This window comes from Arthrobacter sp. T572, from assembly GCF_056780115.1.
Genome location: NZ_JBRAZQ010000002.1, coordinates 3445903 through 3465692, shown reverse-complemented (window position 1 = coordinate 3465692; position 19790 = coordinate 3445903). Strand labels below are relative to the sequence as shown.

Here is a 19790-nt window from a genome sequence, read left to right as displayed (position 1 = left end):
GACGCTCTGGCAGGCCGGGAGTATCGTACAACCAAATGGTTGTAGATCAGCTCAGTAAAGACGCCGAATTGGACCGCTTGTTCCAGGCGTTGGCCGATGCCACCAGGAGGGACATCGTGGCGCGGGTGACGGCCGGGGAGTACTCGGTGTCCGGCTTGGCTGCCCTCTACGCCATGAGTTTCGCGGCCGTACAGAAACATGTTGCGGTCCTGGAACGTGCCTCCCTGGTGACCAAGGAGAAGCGTGGGAGGGAGCAGATCGTGCGGGGAAACCATGATGGACTGCAAAAAGCCCGGCATCTGTTGGATCAATTCGAAATGATCTGGCGGCAACGCGCCGACCGGATCGCGGACCTGCTCGCTGAAGATGATGAAAGGGATCTGCCATGACTGTAGTCAGTGTGGACAAGGATGTTGAGGCCCTGAGCCTCACTGTTGTCGCCGAGTTTGATGCCGACGTCAAGCGCGTCTGGAGAATCTGGGAGGACCCGCGGCAGCTCGAACGCTGGTGGGGGCCGCCTACCCTGGCCGGCCACCTTCGAAGCCCACGATTTCACGCCCGGTGGCAAGGCTGCCTACTACATGACCGGCCCGGACGGCACCAAAGCCCGCGGCTGGTGGAAGTTCACGGAAGTCAACGCCCCGGACCACCTGGAGTTCGACGACGGCTTCGCCGATGAAAACGGCGACCCCGCCGACGAGTACGGCGTCACGCACGCCACCGTTCGCCTGGAGCCAGTGGGCGACCGCACCAGAATGACCATCGTCTCCAGCTTCGAATCCGCGGAGCAGCTTCAGCAGATGGTGGAGATGGGCATGGAGGAAGGCCTCCAGGAGGCCATTGGCCAGATCGACCAGCTCTTGGCGGAACCGGCCAACGCCTAGCGGCGCATGTTCCGGCTTTAGGTGCCGGGCACCCAGGAATCAGCCGACGACGGCGGGACGTCCCGCCGTCGTCGGCGTATGGTTTAAGTCCCGGCCGCCTTTTGAAACGGACGTAAGCCATGGCGCGACTGATCATCATGGGGCCGCCAGGCTCCGGCAAAGGAACCCAGGCTGAGTTCCTGGCGCGGCATTTCGCGGTCCCGGCGATCGCCACGGGTGACCTTTTCCGGGCCCACGTGAGGGACGGAACCGCTTTGGGAACCGAGGCCGGCAGGTACATGGACCGCGGCGAGTTCGTCCCGGACCACGTCACCACCGCCATGCTGCGCGAACGCTTGGAAGCCGACGACGCCGGAGCGGGCTTCCTGTTGGATGGCTACCCGCGTACCGTCGCCCAGATCCAGGCCCTGGATGACGTCCTGGGTTCACGGAACCAGGCAGTGGAGGTGGTCCTGGCGCTTGCGGTGTCCGACGACGAACTGTTGGAACGCATGCTGCAGCGGGCCCGTGAGCAGGGGCGCAGTGACGACACCGCACCTGTCATCCAGCGCCGCCTCGAGTTGTACCGGGAGCAGACACAGCCGGTGATTGCGGCCTACACGCAGCGCGGGATTCTCCTGCGGATCGATGGTTCGGGCGATAAGGATGCCATTACTGCTACTGCGATCGCGGTCGTGGAGGAGGCCCTGGGCCGGCTGGCCCGCGGTGGCTGACATGCTGCGGCCCCAACGATCCATTGCCCGCCGCAGCCTCCACGCCGACAATAGGTTGTGAGGGGCAGTAGAAGGAACAGGGCCATGAACACTCCTGAGTCCCGCCGGCTTCGGGACCTTGTCTACCAAACGCTGGCCGCGGAAGGGAGGGCTCCATCAGTCCGTGAGCTGGCCCGCCAGACGGGCCGCCCGGTGGATGAAGTTCAGCGCGACCTGCACTTTTTGGCAGACCAGCACGCACTGGTCCTTACTCACGATGGCGACGCTGTGCGCATGGCACATCCGTTCTCGGCCGCGCCCATGGCCTTCGTGGTGACGCCGCAGGACGGCCGGGATGACCGGCGGTGGTGGGGCGGCTGCGCGTGGGATTCCTTTGGCATCAGTGCTGCCCTGCACTTGGACGTCCGGGTGGATACCGGTTGTCCCGAATGCGGGGCCCACGTGAGCTTCGACTGCGGGCCGGCCTCACCGCCGCCTTCCGGGCTGGCAGTCAGGTTCCAGCGGCCCGCAAGGGAGTGGTGGGACGACGTTGTGAAAACCTGCACCAACATCCGGATGTTCTGCGACCCAGGGCACGCAGAACAGTGGACGGAGGAGAACGCGCCGGGTTCGGGCTACATCACGGCCGCATCCACGGTCTGGGAGCTGGCTGCACCCTGGTATGGAGATCGACTGGCGCCGGACTTCCAGCCCCATTCCCGGGAGTACAACCAGCAACTCCTGGAAGAGTGCGGCCTGACCGGGGATTTCTGGCGATTGCCCTGATCCCTACAAAGCGGACGCCGCAGGCAGCTCCTGGCTTAAAGCATGTAGATATGCAGCGAATCCCTGGGGTGCCCGTGCATGCGTGCGTCCCGAGGTGATGATCCGCAGGGTGTCAGTGGCCCTGACCCGGTGGCCTTCCCTTCGGAGCAGCTCCGCCAGGACCCGGTCCTCGTGGGCGCGAAGACGGGGGAATCCTCCCACCGCCAGGTACGAGGACGCCCTGACGCCAAAGTTGGCTCCGTGAATGTGGGGATGGTCCTCGTGGAACGGGTGAAGTTCCAGCCAACGGTGCAGGAGGGCGGGTTCCACATCCTGCGCGTTTGGTTCCACGGAGCCCAGAATGGCATCCACCCCGGAATCTGCCATCCTGACGTGCCCCACCAGCCAGTCTTCCGGGACGATCGAGTCCGCATCGGTGTTGGCCAGCCACACGGCAGCCCTTTCATGCCGCAGCGTTTCCAAAGCGGCCCCTATGCCTGCCGCGCGGCTTTCCCCGGTGCTGCGGACATCGACGGCAACCATCCCAAGCCGTGGGTCTGCCGCGGCGAATGCGGCTGCTATGGCCGCCGAGCCGTCAGTGCAACTGTCCAGGACGACGGTGATGGAGACGGTAACGTCCGGGCAGTGGTGAGGCAGCGCATCTGCTGCCCGTTGCAGGGCGGTGAGTGCCGGACCGAGGTGTTGTTCCTCGTTGTGTGCCGGCAGCACCACGGCCGCATGCTCGATCGCACGCCCGGTCATGCCGGACCGCCGGGGGCCGTGAACACTTCCAGGATGAAGTCCTTCTCGCGATAGGTGCCATGTACTGGCCAACCAAGGTGGCCGCGCGCCATGGTGTGGACCGCTTCCCCGTCCAACTGCCATCCGACAATAGGGTGCCGCCAATGGCAAAGCAGCAAGGTGCCGCCCGGATCAAGGGATTCGCTGATCCTGTGGAACAGCCTGCCCAGTTCATCGGGTGCCAGATAATAGCCGACCTCGGATACCACCACAAGGTCGAATGCTCCTTCCGGCCACTCTGCGGGGACGGTCATCTGCCTGGCTTCGGCTCCGTCCACAGCAGCAAGCCGATTCCTTGCCCGGGTTGCGGCGGTGCTGCTCGCATCCACGGCAGTCAGTTCCCGGCAGCGGCCGGTGAGTTCGACGCTGAGCGTCCCAATGGAGCAGCCGACCTCGAGCCCGCGCACGTACTCCTCACGGGGAAGCGCGGCGAGCGTCAGGGTGCGTTTGCGCCGCTCGTACCAGGAAGTGGTGTAGTTCCATGGATCGTCCGCCCGGGCATGGACTTCGTCGAAAATCGGCTCGGCGTCTGCTGCGGCATTGGTACCGGTCACCGGCGGGTGCCAGGCGAAGGTCTCCCACGGCCGGGAAAAGTGTTCCAGGAAGGTTGCGGACAGCAAGGTCCCGTCACCGGGTTCGGGTGACAGGGGGTGTGTTTGTGACACGTGGGCGCGCATGGCCTTGGCCTTGGCGGCTTGTTCGTCTTCCATCAAGGGAACGCGCACCCAGGAGCACCAGGTACTGTCTTCCGGCGGTGCCCACAACCAGTACCAGATGGGGTATTCGAGCAGCCCGTGCCCTCCCGCAGCGGCAACCTGTGCGGCTATGGATCCGAGCGCGTCATGGTCCGTGTGCCCGTCGGAACGGTACGGCGCCACGATCACCACATTCCCTGCAGGGGCTCCGGATTCGGTGATGGTCTCCTGCAAAGCCTTGGCGATCCGTTCACCGGACGCAGCCAGCCGCCCGTCGGGCAGTTCAAGGAACCGCCACGCCGCGCCGGGTGCCAACCCGGACACAGCCGTGTCGAACTCACTGAGCCGGACAGCGGCAAGCCGTTCCGGCGTCGTGGTTCTTGAATCAGGGTGCGATGCTTCGCCGGCCGTGCACAGCAGGAAGTGGACGGTCGCCCCGGCTGACTGGACCTTGGCCACCAAGCCGCCGGCGCCCAGCGATTCGTCGTCGGGGTGCGCGGCCAGCACCACGAACGTCATCGAGGCTAGTTCGTTGGCGTCGAGAGGCAGTTCGGGAAGGGACCGCACGCCGGAGGCAGCCCACGCCGACTCCGGCGTGCCGGTGTCCGTGTGCGAAAACGTCACCTCTCCCTGTCCCCTTTGAACGTCAAGGCGCCCAGCTGGGAGTCGGCGCGCATGGCATGGTGCTGGCGGATGTACAGGGACAGGTCCGCCATGCGCTTGCCGTAGGTATCGTTGAACGCCAGCGGGCCCGGGCCGAGGTTTTGGGTCACCACGGTTTGGATGCGCTCCACGGCGGCCGCCACAGTTCCGCGGACGCGCAGGGCTTCGCTCCAATGGCTGGAACCTGCCGGCTCGTCGGAATCCCAGGCGTCGATCCGCTCGGCGGCGCGGGCGAGGGTGGAGGCCACGGCGCCGCCACATCTACCGCCGCCACGGATGCCAGGACTTCCCACAGTTGGGCAGTGTTGCCTTGCCCCGGGTGGGGTGCCGTGGATCCAACGTCCCCGGCGATGGCCAGCAAAGCCGGGACGTCGCCTACCGCATCCTGCACTCTCTGCAGCAGGGGATGGCTGCCACTCATGGATGTGGGCCCACAACGCTCCGCACCCTCGCGAAAGTTCCCACTTGTCGTTCTGTGAAGCCGGCTCTTCACAACCTTTGTCAAGCGTGTCACATCTTCTTGTCACCACGTATGACAAGTTTTCTAGGCTTGGGGGTGTCCACCTTCCCGAGCCAAGGAAACTCCATGCCGCAACCATCCAAGACCGACGCCCACAGCCCGCCCCGCACCGAAAAAACCAAGAGACCCAGCTTCCTGGGCAACCTCGGTGCCGACCTTCCGGCCTCTTTGGTCGTCTTCCTCGTGGCCCTGCCCCTCTCCCTCGGCATCGCCGCAGCATCGGGTGCCCCCGTCATGGCCGGGCTCATTGCCGCCGCCGTGGGCGGGATCGTTGCCGGAGCTCTGGGCGGTTCCGCACTCCAGGTAAGCGGCCCCGCCGCCGGACTGACCGTCGTCGTCGCCGGTTTGGTAGCCGAGTTCGGCTGGCAGGTCACATGCGCCATCACGGCGGCGGCCGGCGTCGTACAAGTGCTCCTTGGCCTGGGCCGCGCGGGGCGGGCCGCCCTCGCAGTGTCGCCCGTAGTGGTCAAGGCCATGCTTGCCGGGATCGGCATCACCATCATCCTGCAGCAGCTCCACGTACTGCTGGGCGGGCAGGCGGCAGGTTCCGCCGTCGAGAACCTGACCGCGCTGCCGGCGGCCATCACCAACGTAGAGCTGCACTCCGCGCTGTTGGGCCTGGCCGTGGTCGCCATTCTGCTGGGTTGGAAATACCTGCCGGCCGCTGTCCGGAAAATTCCCGGCCCGCTGGCCGCCGTGGTTGCCGTAACCGCTCTGGCCGTCGCGGTGGCACCCGGAGTGGAACGCATCAGCTTCACCGGGTCGATCTTCGACGCTGTTGCCCTGCCCAGCCTGCCGGAGGGCAACTGGCGTGCCGCCGCCATGGCCGTCATCACCGTGGCCTTGATCGCGAGCATCGAATCGCTGCTCTCCGCCGTCGCCGTGGACAAGATGCACGGCGGCTCCAGGACCAACCTCAACCGTGAACTTGTGGGGCAAGGCTCCGCCAACATGGTCTCCGGCATGATCGGCGGCCTGCCTGTGACCGGCGTGATTGTCCGCAGCGCCACCAACGTCGAAGCCGGGGCCAAAAGCCGCACCTCCGCCATCCTGCACGGCGTATGGGTGCTGGTCTTCTCCGCCCTGTTTGCCGGCCTGATCCAGCTGATTCCTATGTCCGTGCTCGCAGGCCTGCTGCTGGTGATCGGCGCCAAGCTCATCAAGGTTGCCGACATCAAGACAAGCCTCCGTACCGGCGACCTCCTGGTCTACGCCGTCACGCTGCTGTGCGTCGTGTTCCTCAACCTGCTCGAAGGCGTCATCATCGGGCTGGCGCTCGCGGCCCTGTGCGTGCTGTGGCGTGTCCTCCGCGCCCGCATCAACGCGCACGCCCCGGTGGGTGACGGGCAGCCGTGGCGCGTGACCATCGAGGGTTCCTGCAGCTTCTTCGCCCTCCCGCGCCTGAACCGGGTGCTCCATACAGTTCCCGAAGGCAGCGACGCCGTGGTGGAACTCAACGCGGACTACCTGGACCACGCCTTCCGCGAAGCGCTGGTCGCGTGGCAAACGCAGCACCACAACACCGGTGGCACGGCCACCATCGAGGAACACGGAACCACGGTCTTCCGCGACGCCGCAGACAACACACCGCAACGGCAGGACCCGCGGGAATTCCCGCTGCCGCCGAGGACGTCCTGGCAGCCTGCGGAGCCAGCCGGCCAGGCAGAGGACGACGACGGCGGGCAGCCACCGCTGCGGTCAATCCTCCTGGGCATCGACAAATACCATCGGCGCCACGCAGACAAGGTCCGGCCCCTGGTCCAGGACCTCACGGACGGACAGAACCCGGACACACTGTTCGTGGCCTGCGTCGATTCGCGGGTGAACCCGAACCTCATCACCAGCAGCGGCCCCGGAGACCTGCTGACCCTGCGCAACATCGGCAACGTGGTCTGCAGCGATGACCATGATGCGTCCATCGACTCCGCCCTGACGTTTGCGGTGAAGGCGTTGTCCGTGGAGTCCATCGTGGTCTGCGGGCACTCCAACTGCGGAGCGATGAAGGCCGTGATGGCCGATGCCGAAGGCGCAGCACCAGCGTTGGGATCCGGGTTTGATGCCTGGCTGGACCATGCCCGGCCGAGCTACCGGTCCCTGGTGGAAGGCCATCCGGTAGCGCAGGCCGCTGCTGCCGAGGGATACAGCAGGCTGGACCAGTTGAGCATGGTCAATGTCGCCGTGCAGCTGCAGAAGCTGGCCGAACACCCCGTTACCGGGCCGGCACTTTCTTCCGGGCGCGTGCAGGCGACGGGTTTGTTCTACGACATCTGCACCGCGCGGGTGGTCCTGGTGACACCTGAGGGGATCGAACAGCTGGATCCGAGCATGGCTGTCCGATAGCCCGGACCGCCACCACCCACTTTGAGGGCGTGCCGCCACCACCCACTTTCACCACAGGAGCGCCCCGACACGCCGGCCCACACGGCGTGCCGGGGCTCTCGTCCATTCAAAGTGGGTGGTGGCGGCACACCTGTTTGGGCCTCCCGGCTTTGGGGAATACTGGAAAGAGACCCACGATTCCCCAAATCCCGGGAAAGGCGGTGCGGACCGTGGTCAATGAGGGCAATGCCAGACGTCGGTTGGAACGGGCTGCGGAGCTCAGGGCCGGCCGCACTGCGGGTGGCCAGGATGCGCGCGAGCGAGCCGAACTCGATGCCGATGACGCCCTGCGTGAGAAGCGCCGGAAGGTCAATGAAGCCGCCCGCGCCGACTACCTCGTGCGCGAAGCCATGTCCCAGGGAAAATTCGACAATCTCAAGTACGCGGGCAAGCCCATCCCCGGCCTCGGCAAGGGCTACGATCCCGACTGGTGGGTCAAGGGCCTCATCCAGCGCGAACAGATCAGCGGCCTCGGACCACCCGCCATCCTTCTTCGCACTGAGGATGCAGAGCTGGACGCCAAGCTCGATACATTCCTCATGGAGACACAGGTCAGGGAAACCGTGGAGGATTTCAACAAGCGCGTGATCGAGGCCCGACGCCAGCTGCAGGGTGGTCCTCCGGTCATCACCAAGCTGCGTGACGTGGACCAAGAGGTTGCCCGGTGGAAGGAACGCCGGGCTGCAGCGGCCCCAACGGAACCGGAACCCGGACCGCCGTCGAAACGCACGTGGTGGCACCGCCTCTGGAACGGCCCGGACCCAACTAAGTAGCAGCTGATGCCGTTTTGAGCGTCCAAAACGGCATCAGCTGCGACCCAGTTGGGTTTGAGCCGGGCTATTGCTTGATGAGCGAGGCGAGGTGTTCCTGCTGCTGGCGGACGTGGCCGTTGGACACCAGGCCGAACTGGTAGGCGGACTCGGCGTGCTGGGTCAGGTCCACACCCGTTACCTCGTGCTCGTGGGCCACGCGGAAGCCGATGGTCTTGTGGATGGCCCGGCCAATCACCAGGGTGCCCAGGCCGGAGACCAGCATCGTGACCAGGACTGCGACGGTTTGGGCAATGAGCTGCTGCGGGCCGCCGCCGTAGAGGAGGCCACCGCCGACGCCGTCCACGGGCAAGGCGATGAAGCCCAGGGACATGGTGCCGATCACGCCGGCACCGAAGTGCACGCCCACTACGTCCAGGGAGTCGTCGAAGCCGAACTTGTACTTGAGGTCAACGAAGACCGCACACGCGGCACCAGCGACGAGGCCCAGGCCGACGGCGGCGAGCGGGCTGATGTTGGCGCACGACGGCGTGATGGCCACCAGGCCGGCGACGACACCGGATGCCGCACCCAGCGAGGTGGGGTGGCCGTGGCGGATCTTCTCTGTGACCAGCCAGCTGAGCATGGCAGCAGCGGGAGTCACCAAGGTGTTGATCCAGATGAGGCCGGCCTGCTCGGCAGTGGTTGCCGCGCCGCCGTTGAACCCGAACCAGCCGAACCACAGGATGGCGGCACCGATCATGATGAACGGAACGTTGTGCGGGCGGTGGTTGGGATCCTTGGCGAAGCCGTGACGCTTTCCCACGATCAGTGCGAGGACGAAAGCTGCGGTTCCCGAGCTGACCTCCACCACAGCACCGCCGGCGAAGTCGATCACCTGCCCGAAGATGTTGGTCAGGGCGCCGCCCGCGCTCATCAGGCCGCCGCCCCAGATCATGTAGGCAAGGGGGCAGTACACCACGGTCACCCAGATGGGCACGAAGACCGCCCAGGCTCCGAACTTGGCGCGGTCGGCGATGGCGCCGCTGATGAGTGCAACCGTGATGATCGCGAAGGTCGCGGCGAAGCCCACCTTGATCAGGTCCGCCGATCCCATGAGGTCTTGCAGGCCGAAGTGGGCGAAAGGGTTGCCGAACAGGCCCAGGAAGCCGTCACCGGTGGTCATGGAGTAGCCCCACAGGACCCACACGACGCCGACGATCCCCGCGGAGATGAAGCTCATCATGATCATGTTCAGGGCTGCCTTGGCGCGGGTCATGCCGCCATAGAACAGGCCGAGGCCCGGAGTCATGAATAGCACCATCGCCGATGACAACATCAGCCAGACGTGTTGCGCAGAGATCTCCATCTGCGTTCCCTTCTGAAAACCTGTCCGAAACGGGCCGTGGTAGTCCGGCCCTCACTAACCCCCGATCAATAGTCGGTGAGCTATGTTTCAGACTCAGAAGAGCCAAGTTGCGGAGAAGTTACAGAAATCGCGCTGACGTGAAGATCACGTGACTGTGATGTTTCGGGGATGTTACCGGCGCTTCTCCCGCGGTCCTGCGGGATAGCCTCCGCGCCGGGCAGCAATGATGATCGCCAGGGCTACCGCGGTGGGCAAGGCTGCCGCCAGCGGCACCAGTTGGGCACCGGCCGTGGTGAGGGCCAGGGCGCCATATCCAGCGCCAACCGCGATGCCCAGCTGGATGGTCACCACGGTGAGTCCGTTGGCGGCGTCCTTGTGCTCGCCCCCTGCCTGGAGGATCGCGGCCTGGTTGTAGATACCGATCGCCCCGAAGGCGATGCCCCACACTGTCATCAGCGCGAAAGCGCCCACCCAGGTGCCGCCCAGCAGCGGCAGGAGGGCGAAAGCGAGCAGGAGGAGCCCGACGGCGGCAATCACCGAAAGCCTCGGCCGGGAGTCTGCCGTCAGACCGGCGATCCAGATGCCCACGAGGCTGGCCACACCAACCACCGAGAGGGACAAACCTGTTGCCGCTTCGGGCAGGCCGGACGCCAGGAGGAACGGCGCAATGTAGGTAAACAGTGTGAAGTGCGCCAGCAACAGCAGCGGCCAGGCAGTGGCCACGGCGATGACGCCCGGTAGCTTGAGTGCCGCCCGCAGTGAGGATGCTTTGCTGCTGGTGCCATCGGTGGCCGGAGGCAGCAGCCAGAAAGCCAGCAGGGCAAGGAGTGCGCTGACGCCGGCAAGGATCACAAAGGAAGCCCGCCAGGTCATGAAGGTGCCCATGAGCGTGCCGATCGGCGCCCCGACTGCCAAGGCAATGCTGTTGCCGCTGAAAACCACGGCCATGGACTTGCCCACCGAATGGGCTGGAACGATGCGCGCTACATAGGGTGCCATGCTGGACCACAGCATGCCGTGGGCAATGCCGCCCAGGAGCCGGGCTGCCACGGCAATTTCAAGGGTGGGGCTCAGTGCCAGCAGCACGTTGCTGAGGGCGAAGCTGAGCACGGTGGCCACGAGCAGGGTCTTGCGTGGGAACCGGCCCGCCAGGAAGCGCGAGAGCGGCAAGGCCGTGAAGACGATGACGGCTGCGTAGGCTGCGGTCAGCGAACCCACCGCCGACTCCTGCACACCAAGGTCGCGGCTGATCTGGGGGAGCAGGCCTGAGGGGAGGAGCTCCGTGGTCACAGCGGTGAACCCCGCGGCAGCCAGGACCAGGAGGCCCGGCCACGGGATCTTGGCGGGGTGGCGGGTTGCGCCGGAGTGCTGGGTCACGGAAGTTTCGACCACGGCAGGGTCCTGCTTCAAAAGAGCTCCTTTGGGGGTTTTGCCACACTGGGACGTTAGCGTGAACAATTCCTACGCTACGCAATAAGTCCCCTGTGGTGGGAGTGTCTGTCAGACACCCCCACCCCAGGCAACAAACATGGACACGTTGCGCTTCCTCACGCACACTGGCCCTGTGAAACCCTTCCTGTTGCTGGCCACCCGCGCCGAGGACGCCGCAGCCGATGACGAATACCAGGCCTACTTGCGCTATTGCGGGCTGCGACCGGAGGAGCTGGTGCGGGTAAGGCTGGAAGCAGGCCCCATGCCGGCAATCACCTTGGACGACTACTCAGGGGTGATCGTGGGTGGAAGTCCCTTCACCTCAAGCGATCCCATGGAAGAGAAGAGCCAGGCGCAGCGCCGCGTGGAAGCTGAGCTGTCAGTGCTCCTGGACAGGATTGTCGAAGAGGACTTCCCGTTCCTTGGCGCCTGCTACGGCGTGGGAACACTGGGTGTGCACCAGGGCGCCGTGATCGACCGCAGGTTCGGCGAACCCGTGGGCCCAACGGAAATCAGGCTGACACCCGACGGCGAACAGGACCCGCTGCTGAAAGGGCTGCCCTCCGCGTTCGAGGCTTTCGTGGGTCACAAGGAAGCATGCAGCAAGCTGCCCGGCCACGCCGTACTGCTGGCCAGCTCGGCAGCCTGCCCGGTGCACATGTTCAGGATCAAGAACAACCTCTACGCCACGCAGTTCCATCCGGAGCTGGACGTGGACGGCCTGGTCACCCGGATCGGCATCTACAAGGACGCCGGCTACTTCCCGCCGCACGCGGCAGACGAACTGATCGGGACGGCCCGCCGGTCTTCGGTGACGGAGCCCATGCGGGTGCTCAGGAACTTCGCGCAAAGGTATGCGCGCCGGTAGCGGACCGCCCAGCGCAAGCCGTAGTCACAGGGCGCTCCCGGTCTGTGCGCTCTCCACGATGTTCTCCGTCGCGGCCCAGGAGGCCAGGAGTTTCAAGGCGTCCTCGGTGGGGCTGCCGGGAACTGCGGGGTAGACCGTCAGGGCGTAGCCGGGATCTTCTTCCAGGTCCAGCACCTGGTAGTTGAGCTCCAGCAGCCCCACCACCGGGTGCCTGAAAGTCTTGGCCCCCGTGTAGTGCCGCCGGACATTGTGGGCAGCCCAGCGGATGCGGAACTCCTCACTGCGCATGGACAGTTCACCCACCAGCCCGGCAATCCCCTTGTCGTGTGGGGCACGGCCGGCGTCCCGCCGAAGAATGGCGACGTTGCTGCTGGCCGCCCGTTCCCAATCCGTATAGAAGTCGTGGGACCGCGGATCCAGGAAGATGAACCGGGAATGGTTGGCCGGCCGCGCCGTGGTGCCCCGGTACATGTCGGAGTACAGGGCATATCCCAGCGTGTTTGCCGCCACGATGTCCATCCGGTTGTTGCCGATGAATGCCGGTGCGCCCGTGATGGCGTCGAGCAGGTGCTGCAGTACGGGACGGGCGGTCGCAGCCGATCCGGTGGCCCGCTTGCGTCCGGATTTGTTTGCCGCCCGGGCGAGGTCGTACAGGTGGTCGTGCTCGGCCCGGTCAAGGTTAAGGGCACCGGCAATCGCGTCCAGGACAGAGTCCGAGACGCCGTTCAGATTCCCGCGTTCCAACCGGGTGTAGTAGTCCACGCTCACCCCGGCCAGGCGTGCCACTTCCTCGCGGCGCAGCCCGGTGACGCGGCGGCGGCCCCCATAGGTGTCAAGGCCCGCCTGTTCGGGGGTGATGCGTCCCCGGCGTGATGAGAGGAACTCCCGTACCTCGGTTCTGTTATCCATACCAGTACCGTACGTGGGAACAGGGCCACGGTGAGAGGGTCTGTCAGGACCACCGTTGCATCGTCACGATGGGGGCAGAAGCGATCCGCTACGTTGACGTACGACGGCGGCAGTCGCCGTCGTACGTCATGTCACCAAGGCGGGGCTACCGGAAAGTGAGCCGCTGCGACCCGGACGGGGACGGTGCCGGAGCCGGGGCGGGCGGGGCCGGCGGGGGAGTGAAGGCGCCGCTGGGGTAGAGGGCCGTGGCCTCCATCATGAAGTTGGCCCACTGGGGGCCGGCGATCATGTAGCCATCCAACGACTTATAGAACTTGCCGTTGATGGTCACGTTCTGCCCGGCCCGCTGCTGGCCCGCGGTAGTGTCCCCGAAGAACGACGCCGTAGCCAATGTGGTGGTGTACCCGGCAATCCAGGTTGCACCGTTGTTGTTGGACGTGCCTGTCTTGGCCGCCACCGGCACCCGGCTCTGCACTTTGGGCTCTATGTACACGCCGGAACCCACCTTGAGGACGTCCTGCAGGACAGCGTTGACTCCACGGGCTACCTCGGGCTTGACCGCGGCCCGGCACTCGGGAGTCTGGGCATCGTACTTCCGGCCCTGGGAATCGCTGATGTCCGTGATCGCGATCGGTTTGCAGTAGGTGCCGTCATTGGCGAACGTGGCGTAAGCGCTCGCCAGCACAACGGGGGCGACGCCGATGGAACCCAGGAGGTTGCCGATCTGGTGCATGTTCACGGGCGCGTTATCCAGTCCGCTGTGCAGGCCCACGGCATCCACCATTTTCTGGATGCCGCAGAAGTCCAATTGGGCCGCCGTGGCGAACGTGGCGGTGTTGATCGAGTTATAGAGCCCGTAGTTGATGGGCATCGGCCGGTAGTAACCCTCGTCGTTGTTCTGGAGGTCATCGTCCGCGCCCAGGTTCTGGGCTTTTTGGGCGGAGCTGTATCCGCCAAGGACCTTCCCGCAGCTTGAACGCCACGCGAAGCCCACCGGATAGACCCTCCGTGAGGCGTCAACCACAGCCGTGGGGGATTTGCCCTGGTTAAGCCACTCGGCAAAGATGAACGGTTTCATGGTGGACCCGGGCTGGAAGCCACCGGCCCCATTCAGGTCGTAGCCGTTCTCATCCTTCGCGTCCACGTTGAAATTGAGCTGCGTATCGAATTTTCCAGGGGTCGGGACGAACACCGTATTCTGGGCCATGGCCAGGATCTTGCCGGTGCCGGGCTGGACCGTGGTCAGGGCGGCACCCCATTTGTCCGGATTCTCACCCGCCGATGCGTCCACCTGCGCCTGCGCCACGGCTTGCAGACGGCTGTCCAGGGTGGTGGTGATGGTGAGGCCACCCCGGTACAGGAGGCGCTCGCGGTCGTTGAGGGTGGCTCCGTAGGCCTCATTGTTAAGGATCAGGTGGGAAACGTAATCGCAGAAGTACGTGGCGATCGCGGCCCCGGCACAGCCCTGCATGGAGGGAGTGATCTTCAGCTCAACGGGCGAGGCCACGGCCGCGTCGTGGTCCACCTGCGTGATGTAGCCCTGCTCCAGCATCCTGTCCAGCACCAGGTTGCGGCGGTTGAACGCAGCGTTGGGGTCGGCGGTGGGGTCGTAGATGCTGGGACCGTTCACCAGGCCCGCCAGCAACGCCGCCTGCGGCAGGGACAGGTCCCTGGCCGTGGTGCTGAAGAAGTAGCGGGAGGCCGCTTCAATGCCGTAGGCATTGCGGTTGAAGAACACAATGTTCAGGTAGCCCTCAAGGATCTGGTCCTTGGTAAAGCGCTTCTCCAGTTCCAGGGCCAGTTTGATTTCGCGGAGTTTGTCGCCCATGGTCTTCTGGCCGCTGAGGACCACCTCCTCGGGCTTGCCCTCGGACAGCCGGGACTCATTGAGGACGTTGGTGACGTATTGCTGCGTCAGCGTCGACGCGCCTTGACGGGTTCCCTTGGTCAGGTTGGACGTCAGGGCGCGCATGATGCCTTGGGCATCCACGCCTGGGTGGTCACGGAAACGGCTGTCTTCGATGGCCACGATGGCCTGCCGGATAAAGGGCGACATCTGGTCCAACGGAACCTTCACCCGGTTTTCGGCGTAGAACGTGGCAATGTGCGCTCCGTCGGCGCTGACCACCGTGCTGCTGAGGGAAGGGGAGTCCACATTCAGCTGGCTTGGCAGGCTCTGGTAAAAACCGACCGAGCCCTTCACTGTGGTGTTGGTGAAGGCGATCACAGGTGCCAGGAACCCGCAGATCAACACACCGCACAGTGTGCTCACCACGAAGAACCCGAAGATCCTCAGCAGGACCTTGCCCAAACCCAACCGTGGACCACTGCTCCGCGCCATTTTTCGTGCCATTCATTCGGGGATGCCGGCTGAAAAGTAGCTACAGAATACGTCCGCGGTGACCCTTGATCCATGGGTTGGGTGGCCGAAAAAGGTACCAAATCGGACTCAATCCAGCGGCAGCGTGACCCTCACGGTCGTTCCCTGCCCGGGCTCCGATTCAATCTCAACTGTCCCGCCGGCGTCGTGTACTGCGATGGACATCAGCAGCAGCCCGAAGCCGTGCCGGCGGCCACTGGGAGCGGCGTGGATCTCGAATCCGTTGCCGTCATCGCTGATGGTCAATTGGATGCCGTGGTAGACGGCGTTCAACCGGACCGTGAGCTGACTGGCTTCGGCGTAGTTCAGGGTGTTGCTGAAGGTCTCCTGCGCCACGTGGTACAGCAGGCCCGCAGACTTGGAGGGTATCTCGATGCCGTGATGCGGCGTGTGCCATTGGACGGTCACGCCGGACCGGCGAAGCGGCGCCGAAAGCCTGTCGATGCATCCGGCCACCCCCAAAGCATAAAAATCCACAGGGAGTTGGTCCTGGATGATGCCCTTGACGGCGATCACCTCGGTTGCTGCTGGTGCCTGATCCATTTCTGATCCCCACATCGTTGTGCTTGCTGGATATTCGACGCCGCAACCCCTGTGTATTGGTGCTTCGCCTGGTTCCAGCGTGGCCCCGCAAAATCAAGGATCCTGTTCGTTTGCATCAATTTCGGCTCAAGTTTGGGGGCATGCAGACAGGGCCCGACGGCGGCAGGTGGGGACCGCCGTCGGGCCCTGTCAGCGTAGGGTCAAGCCGGTTGCGGCAGCCGTGCAAGCAGCAGGCGGCAGGCGCTGGGAATGGGCTGGATGATGTCGACGGCGGTCGCCTCGGCCAGTCGTCGGGCGGTGGCGCTGAGCGGTCCACCGGCGATGATGACAGCCTGGGCACCGTCCGTTCCGGTGGCTGCCCGGACGGCGTCGGCCAACTCAAGGAATTGGCGTTCAGGATCCGCTGCCAGGTCCAGGGGCCCGGACCGGGTGAGCCGGACTCCGGTGAATTGGTCCAAGAACCCGTGGGCGGCCACCAGTCCGGCGAGGGCGTCCACCAGGAGCGGGGTGCTGGTGGCCATGGCGAACCTCCTGGGGCTGCCGTCCGAAGCGTAGGCCGCGGCGTAGATGGACCCCTGGCCGATGCCCACCACCGGAATGTCCAGCTCGTCGGCCAACTGCCTGCGCCCGGGATCACCAATCGCGGCCACCATCACGCCCGCAACCGTGCCGCCGTCGGGACCTGCAAGGAAGCGGTGAACCGCCTCCCTGACGTGTACCGCCGACGTTGCCAGGGCGTCCGGATCGATGATCATCGGTGGTCCGGCAGGTGCCGTGATGCCCACAACCTGGAGTCCGGCAGGATCCAGGGAGTCCTTGGCGAGTTCCATCATCATGGCGGTGGTGTTGTGGTTGGTGTTGGGGTTGACCAGCAGGATCGTGCGGGCGTTAGTGGCCATGGATCGCAGCCTCCTGGTCGTCTCCGGCCTCCCCGTCTTCCTCCAGCGGCTTGCCGAACGTTTCCGGCGGGAACTGGACTGCGATGGCGAGAATGCAGAACAGCACGGCCAGGGTGGTGAACATGCCCGGCAGCCCGGCGGCGTCGAACACCGCGCCGGAGATCAACGGGAAGAGTCCGCCGGAGAGCGAACCCGCAGCCAGGATGATGGACGTTCCAAAGCCACGTGTCCTTGTGGGGTAGAGCTCCGGCGCGAACAGCCAGATGGTGGTGTTCAGGATGATGACGGAGAAGTTGAACAGGACGCCGAAGATCACGATGAAGACGATGTCGTTGGCGAGGAAGGCCATGGACAGTCCGGACAGGCAGCCCAGGACTGCTGCTGCGGTCAGGACCTTCTTGCGGGGCAAACGGCTGGCGAGGTACGCCGCCGTAGCTGCACCCAGCAGGGAACCCGATTGCATGATGAGGGTGAACCACAGGCTGGTATTCACCGCGTAGCCGCGCGAGACCAGAATGGTGGGCATCAGGGTCAGCATGGAAATCTGGGCGGCGTAGGACATGCAGACCGCAATGCACAGCAGGACCGTCCGCTTGAGGAGTTTGCCGCGGAGGGCATCCTTCCAGTGGCCCGTGGATTGTGCCGGGCCCTGGTCCGGAACGGCCGTGATGTAGGTTTCCGGATCGGTGACCGGTCCTGACAACTTGTTGCGCGCCAGGCGGGTGATCACCAGGTTGGCCTGGTCGATCTTGCCCTGCGAAGCCAGGAAGCGCGGAGTTTCCGGCACGAACCGCCGGAAGAACATCACCAGGATGGCGGGGATGAACAGCAGGCCAAAAACCCAGCGCCATTTGTCCGGGCCGTCAAAGAGTGTGAAAACCAGGATGCCGAAGGCGGGGGCCAGCATGTTGCCGAGTCCCGCCGCAGTGACGTTGATGAGGCCGACGGCCGTGCCGCGGTGTTTGGCTGCGAAGAATTCGGCCATCATGATCACGGCTACGGCGATTTCGCCGCCCAGGCCGAAGCCCACAATGAATCGTCCGGCCGCCAGGATGGGGTAGTTCGGGGCCACTGCACAGAGCAGGGAACCACCGGCGAAGATGATGAGGTTGATGACCAGCATGTGGCGTCGGCCGTATTTGTCAACGATCAGGCCTGTAGCAAGTCGGCCGAGCGCTGTTGCCGTGAACGTCATGGTGTTGAGCAGGCCGATTTCGGTGCCGCCCAGTCCCCAGGCTTCACGCAGGACCGGGCCGGTGATGCCGACGGCGTTTTGTTCGAGGGCGTCGAAGAAGACACCCAACAGGATCATGAAGACGATCTGGCGGTGTGCGCCGGTCACTCCGATCCGTTGGTATGCGCCTTCGATTTGTTGGGCCAGGGATCCGGTCCGCGTCGTTGCGGCCTCCCGGGCAAGATCTTTATCCACAGTGCGCTCCTATCCGAGCTCTGAAGGTTCATTCATTGCCACCTGAATGGTTTCCGTTCTGTGGAAAGACGATTCCACAGGAAGGAATGTGACCAAGATTACACTTTGGAATACCAGATGGCCATAGATTGGTCATCTGACGGTTTGTGACCCTGCTTTGGGATACCAGTAACGCGGGAAAGGGCGGTGGCCCGGGCCGCTACCGTCGGCCGCCCGGGCCGCTACCGTCGGCCGCCCGGGCCCTGCGCCTGGGTGTACTCCCCGGCCGTGACGGTTCCCACCTGGTCTGCGCCGTCGATTGATCCCGTGGTGATCCCGGCCGCGGCATCGGCGCTGCCGCCCGTATAGACGGTGTACGTCCCGCCTTCGGTGATTGCGGCGGATGAGAAGACCAGCGAGGCGCTGGACTTGGTCGTGACGAACGTAGCCGCCACGGCGCCGGAAGCGTCAACGATGTGAATCGGTGTGCCTGCCGCAACCGCCGAGTTGAATGACACTTGGACCCCTGACTGCGTAGAGGAGGTGCCCGGCGTGACCACCATTCCGGCGCTGCCGGCTGCTGCAACGGTTCCGCCCGTGACAGCCAGTTCACCGTTCACATCCAGGGCACCGTTCCCGTTACTGGTAGGCCCGTTCACCACCACGGTGCCGCCGGAGATAGTGGCGCTTCCGTTGGAGTCCAGCCCATCACCCCCGGCGTTGATGGTCAGGGTTCCACCGGACACATCCACGCTGTAGTCACCGGCCGCCAGTTCACCGCCACCCATGCCCCCACCCGGACCGCCCATGCCGGTATCACCGGAAGTGGAGGACGACCCGCCCGAGGCGTTCACGCCGTCGTCGTTGGACGTTACGGTGACATCACCGCCGGAAACCGAGATGTGCTGCGCCTCCAACCCCTCCTCGGACTGTGCCACTGTGATGTTTCCGCCCGAGACGGACAGCGTGTTGTAAGCCTTCACGCCGTCGTCGCCGGCGTTGACCGTGAGGGTGCCTCCGGTGACCAGGAGCCAGCCGCGGCCTTCGTCCGCGTCGTTGTCCGCCTTCACACCGTCACCGCCCGCTGCCACCTGGTAGGCGCCGTCCAGGAGCACGGTGTAGTCCTTGCCGCGGATTCCATCGTCCTCGGCTTCCACCGTGACGCTGCCGGACGCCAGCACCAGACCGTCCTTGGAAACGATGCCATCGTTGAACCTGCCGTTGACCGCCAGGCTTCCGGGTCCGGCAATCGTCAGGTCGGCCATCGAATACAGGGCTGCGTTGGGCGCGTCCTCGCCTTGATCCGCGTAGGTGGTTGCGTCGGTGAGGCTGTTGGTGCTGCCCTCTTCCAGGTAGATGATGGCCTCGTCGGCGCTTTGGACAACCACAGGAGAACCGGTTGAGTTATCCAACTCCACGCCGTCCAGAATGATCCGCACTGTGTCCGACTCTCCGGCGGCAACAACAAGCCGGCCGTCACCCAGCGACCCCGTCAACCGGTACGTTCCGGCGGCGGTGATGGTCACCGTGCTGCCGTCCAGCGTGACACCCGCAGAGGACGACGACGTGACCTGGCTGCCGCCGTCGGACAGGCTGATTGCCACTTCGGACGCGCTGTCCCATGTGAGGTCGTCACTGTCGTAGTGGGTGTCTTCTTCGATGGTCGCTGCGGTGACCACCTGCTGCGTGGAGGAGACGGATGCGGACCCGGTGGAGGTGACGGATGCGGACCCGGTGGGCGAGGCCGAGCATCCTGCGAGGGAGAGGGCCAAGGCAGCAGCGGCCAGTGAAAGGGAGGTGCGGTAAGACGGCATGGTGTTTAGTTCCTTCGGTGT

Annotated in this window: 17 protein-coding genes and 1 pseudogene; 7 read left to right on the top strand and 11 right to left on the bottom strand. The window is 64.9% G+C overall.

From position 1 onward, the window contains the following. Window positions 1-35 precede the first annotated feature (35 nt). The 4 genes and pseudogenes from ACUYMZ_RS17195 to merB all read left to right on the top strand — a co-directional run bounded on the left by ACUYMZ_RS17195 (window position 36) and on the right by merB (window position 2362). Window positions 36-389, top strand: coding sequence for an ArsR/SmtB family transcription factor (locus tag ACUYMZ_RS17195; protein ID WP_442423750.1), 354 nt, complete (start codon window positions 36-38; stop codon window positions 387-389). Further along, window positions 386-884 (top strand): annotated as a pseudogene (locus ACUYMZ_RS17190) (SRPBCC family protein). Before ACUYMZ_RS17195 ends, ACUYMZ_RS17190 begins: the two are co-directional and overlap by 4 nt. A gap of 119 nt (window positions 885-1003) precedes the next feature. Then, window positions 1004-1597 carry an adenylate kinase gene (locus tag ACUYMZ_RS17185; RefSeq protein ID WP_481604768.1) on the top strand — a complete coding sequence of 198 codons (594 nt, stop codon included), beginning with the start codon at window positions 1004-1006 and terminating at the stop codon, window positions 1595-1597. Window positions 1598-1681: 84 nt separating this feature from the next. Beyond that, window positions 1682-2362 (top strand): organomercurial lyase, encoded by a 681-nt coding sequence (gene merB, locus ACUYMZ_RS17180; protein ID WP_426004043.1) that lies wholly within the window; start codon window positions 1682-1684, stop codon window positions 2360-2362. Window positions 2363-2365: 3 nt separating this feature from the next. Here merB and ACUYMZ_RS17175 read toward each other — a convergent pair whose 3' ends face one another. The 3 genes from ACUYMZ_RS17175 to ACUYMZ_RS17165 are packed head-to-tail and all read right to left on the bottom strand — an operon-like array spanning window position 2366 to window position 4748. Further along, window positions 2366-3103, bottom strand: coding sequence for a glycosyltransferase family 2 protein (locus ACUYMZ_RS17175; RefSeq protein WP_481604766.1), 738 nt, complete (start codon window positions 3101-3103; stop codon window positions 2366-2368). Next, window positions 3100-4461 (bottom strand): PIG-L family deacetylase, encoded by a 1362-nt coding sequence (locus ACUYMZ_RS17170; protein ID WP_481604764.1) that lies wholly within the window; start codon window positions 4459-4461, stop codon window positions 3100-3102. The genes ACUYMZ_RS17175 and ACUYMZ_RS17170 overlap by 4 nt, the downstream gene beginning before the upstream one ends. Beyond that, window positions 4458-4748: a hypothetical protein gene (locus ACUYMZ_RS17165; protein ID WP_481604762.1), complete on the bottom strand. Its 291-nt coding sequence runs from the start codon at window positions 4746-4748 to the stop codon at window positions 4458-4460. The genes ACUYMZ_RS17170 and ACUYMZ_RS17165 overlap by 4 nt, the downstream gene beginning before the upstream one ends. Window positions 4749-5086: 338 nt before the next feature. On the opposite strand from ACUYMZ_RS17165, the gene ACUYMZ_RS17160 reads away from it, so the two are divergent. Both ACUYMZ_RS17160 and ACUYMZ_RS17155 read left to right on the top strand, forming a co-directional pair. Then, window positions 5087-7360 carry a SulP family inorganic anion transporter gene (locus ACUYMZ_RS17160; RefSeq protein ID WP_426004039.1) on the top strand — a complete coding sequence of 758 codons (2274 nt, stop codon included), beginning with the start codon at window positions 5087-5089 and terminating at the stop codon, window positions 7358-7360. A 209-nt stretch (window positions 7361-7569) separates the two neighbouring features. Continuing rightward, the gene (locus ACUYMZ_RS17155) at window positions 7570-8172 is read left to right on the top strand and encodes a DnaJ family domain-containing protein (RefSeq protein WP_481604760.1); all 603 of its coding nucleotides are present in this window, start codon (window positions 7570-7572) and stop codon (window positions 8170-8172) included. Between the two features lie 64 nt (window positions 8173-8236). Here ACUYMZ_RS17155 and ACUYMZ_RS17150 read toward each other — a convergent pair whose 3' ends face one another. Both ACUYMZ_RS17150 and ACUYMZ_RS17145 read right to left on the bottom strand, forming a co-directional pair. After that, window positions 8237-9517 (bottom strand): ammonium transporter, encoded by a 1281-nt coding sequence (locus ACUYMZ_RS17150; RefSeq protein WP_481604758.1) that lies wholly within the window; start codon window positions 9515-9517, stop codon window positions 8237-8239. A 171-nt stretch (window positions 9518-9688) separates the two neighbouring features. Beyond that, complete coding sequence (locus ACUYMZ_RS17145) at window positions 9689-10927, bottom strand: MFS transporter (RefSeq protein ID WP_481604756.1); 1239 nt, start codon at window positions 10925-10927, stop codon at window positions 9689-9691. Window positions 10928-11081: 154 nt separating this feature from the next. Between ACUYMZ_RS17145 and ACUYMZ_RS17140 the strand changes: the two genes are divergently transcribed. Then, the gene (locus ACUYMZ_RS17140; RefSeq protein WP_481604754.1) at window positions 11082-11816 is read left to right on the top strand and encodes a glutamine amidotransferase; all 735 of its coding nucleotides are present in this window, start codon (window positions 11082-11084) and stop codon (window positions 11814-11816) included. A 24-nt stretch (window positions 11817-11840) separates the two neighbouring features. Here the strand turns inward: ACUYMZ_RS17140 and ACUYMZ_RS17135 are convergent, their stop codons facing one another. The 6 genes from ACUYMZ_RS17135 to ACUYMZ_RS17110 form a co-directional block, all read right to left on the bottom strand. Next, complete coding sequence (locus tag ACUYMZ_RS17135) at window positions 11841-12725, bottom strand: helix-turn-helix transcriptional regulator (protein ID WP_481604752.1); 885 nt, start codon at window positions 12723-12725, stop codon at window positions 11841-11843. 145 nt (window positions 12726-12870) lie between these two features. Then, window positions 12871-15066, bottom strand: a complete 2196-nt coding sequence (locus tag ACUYMZ_RS17130) for a transglycosylase domain-containing protein (protein WP_442423741.1) — start codon at window positions 15064-15066, stop codon at window positions 12871-12873. A 108-nt stretch (window positions 15067-15174) separates the two neighbouring features. Next, on the bottom strand, window positions 15175-15648 hold the full coding sequence (locus tag ACUYMZ_RS17125) for a sensor histidine kinase (protein WP_426004032.1): 474 nt from the start codon (window positions 15646-15648) through the stop codon (window positions 15175-15177). A 200-nt stretch (window positions 15649-15848) separates the two neighbouring features. After that, window positions 15849-16547 carry an aspartate/glutamate racemase family protein gene (locus tag ACUYMZ_RS17120; protein WP_481604748.1) on the bottom strand — a complete coding sequence of 233 codons (699 nt, stop codon included), beginning with the start codon at window positions 16545-16547 and terminating at the stop codon, window positions 15849-15851. After that, window positions 16537-17976, bottom strand: a complete 1440-nt coding sequence (locus tag ACUYMZ_RS17115) for an MFS transporter (RefSeq protein ID WP_481604745.1) — start codon at window positions 17974-17976, stop codon at window positions 16537-16539. Before ACUYMZ_RS17115 ends, ACUYMZ_RS17120 begins: the two co-directional genes overlap by 11 nt. A gap of 221 nt (window positions 17977-18197) precedes the next feature. Beyond that, a complete protein-coding gene (locus ACUYMZ_RS17110) occupies window positions 18198-19769 on the bottom strand; it encodes a carbohydrate-binding domain-containing protein (protein WP_481604742.1) in 1572 nt (523 codons plus the stop codon). Window positions 19770-19790: the final 21 nt, after the last annotated feature.

Coding starts and splice junctions, on each gene's coding strand:
- merB (WP_426004043.1), top strand. CDS start 1,682: ATGAACACTCCTGAGTCCCGCCGGCTTCGGGACCTTGTCTACCAAACG.
- ACUYMZ_RS17195 (WP_442423750.1), top strand. CDS start 36: ATGGTTGTAGATCAGCTCAGTAAAGACGCCGAATTGGACCGCTTGTTC.
- ACUYMZ_RS17175 (WP_481604766.1), bottom strand. CDS start 3,103: ATGACCGGGCGTGCGATCGAGCATGCGGCCGTGGTGCTGCCGGCACAC.
- ACUYMZ_RS17120 (WP_481604748.1), bottom strand. CDS start 16,547: ATGGCCACTAACGCCCGCACGATCCTGCTGGTCAACCCCAACACCAAC.
- ACUYMZ_RS17135 (WP_481604752.1), bottom strand. CDS start 12,725: ATGGATAACAGAACCGAGGTACGGGAGTTCCTCTCATCACGCCGGGGA.
- ACUYMZ_RS17185 (WP_481604768.1), top strand. CDS start 1,004: ATGGCGCGACTGATCATCATGGGGCCGCCAGGCTCCGGCAAAGGAACC.
- ACUYMZ_RS17160 (WP_426004039.1), top strand. CDS start 5,087: ATGCCGCAACCATCCAAGACCGACGCCCACAGCCCGCCCCGCACCGAA.
- ACUYMZ_RS17130 (WP_442423741.1), bottom strand. CDS start 15,066: ATGGCGCGGAGCAGTGGTCCACGGTTGGGTTTGGGCAAGGTCCTGCTG.
- ACUYMZ_RS17150 (WP_481604758.1), bottom strand. CDS start 9,517: ATGGAGATCTCTGCGCAACACGTCTGGCTGATGTTGTCATCGGCGATG.
- ACUYMZ_RS17110 (WP_481604742.1), bottom strand. CDS start 19,769: ATGCCGTCTTACCGCACCTCCCTTTCACTGGCCGCTGCTGCCTTGGCC.
- ACUYMZ_RS17125 (WP_426004032.1), bottom strand. CDS start 15,648: ATGGATCAGGCACCAGCAGCAACCGAGGTGATCGCCGTCAAGGGCATC.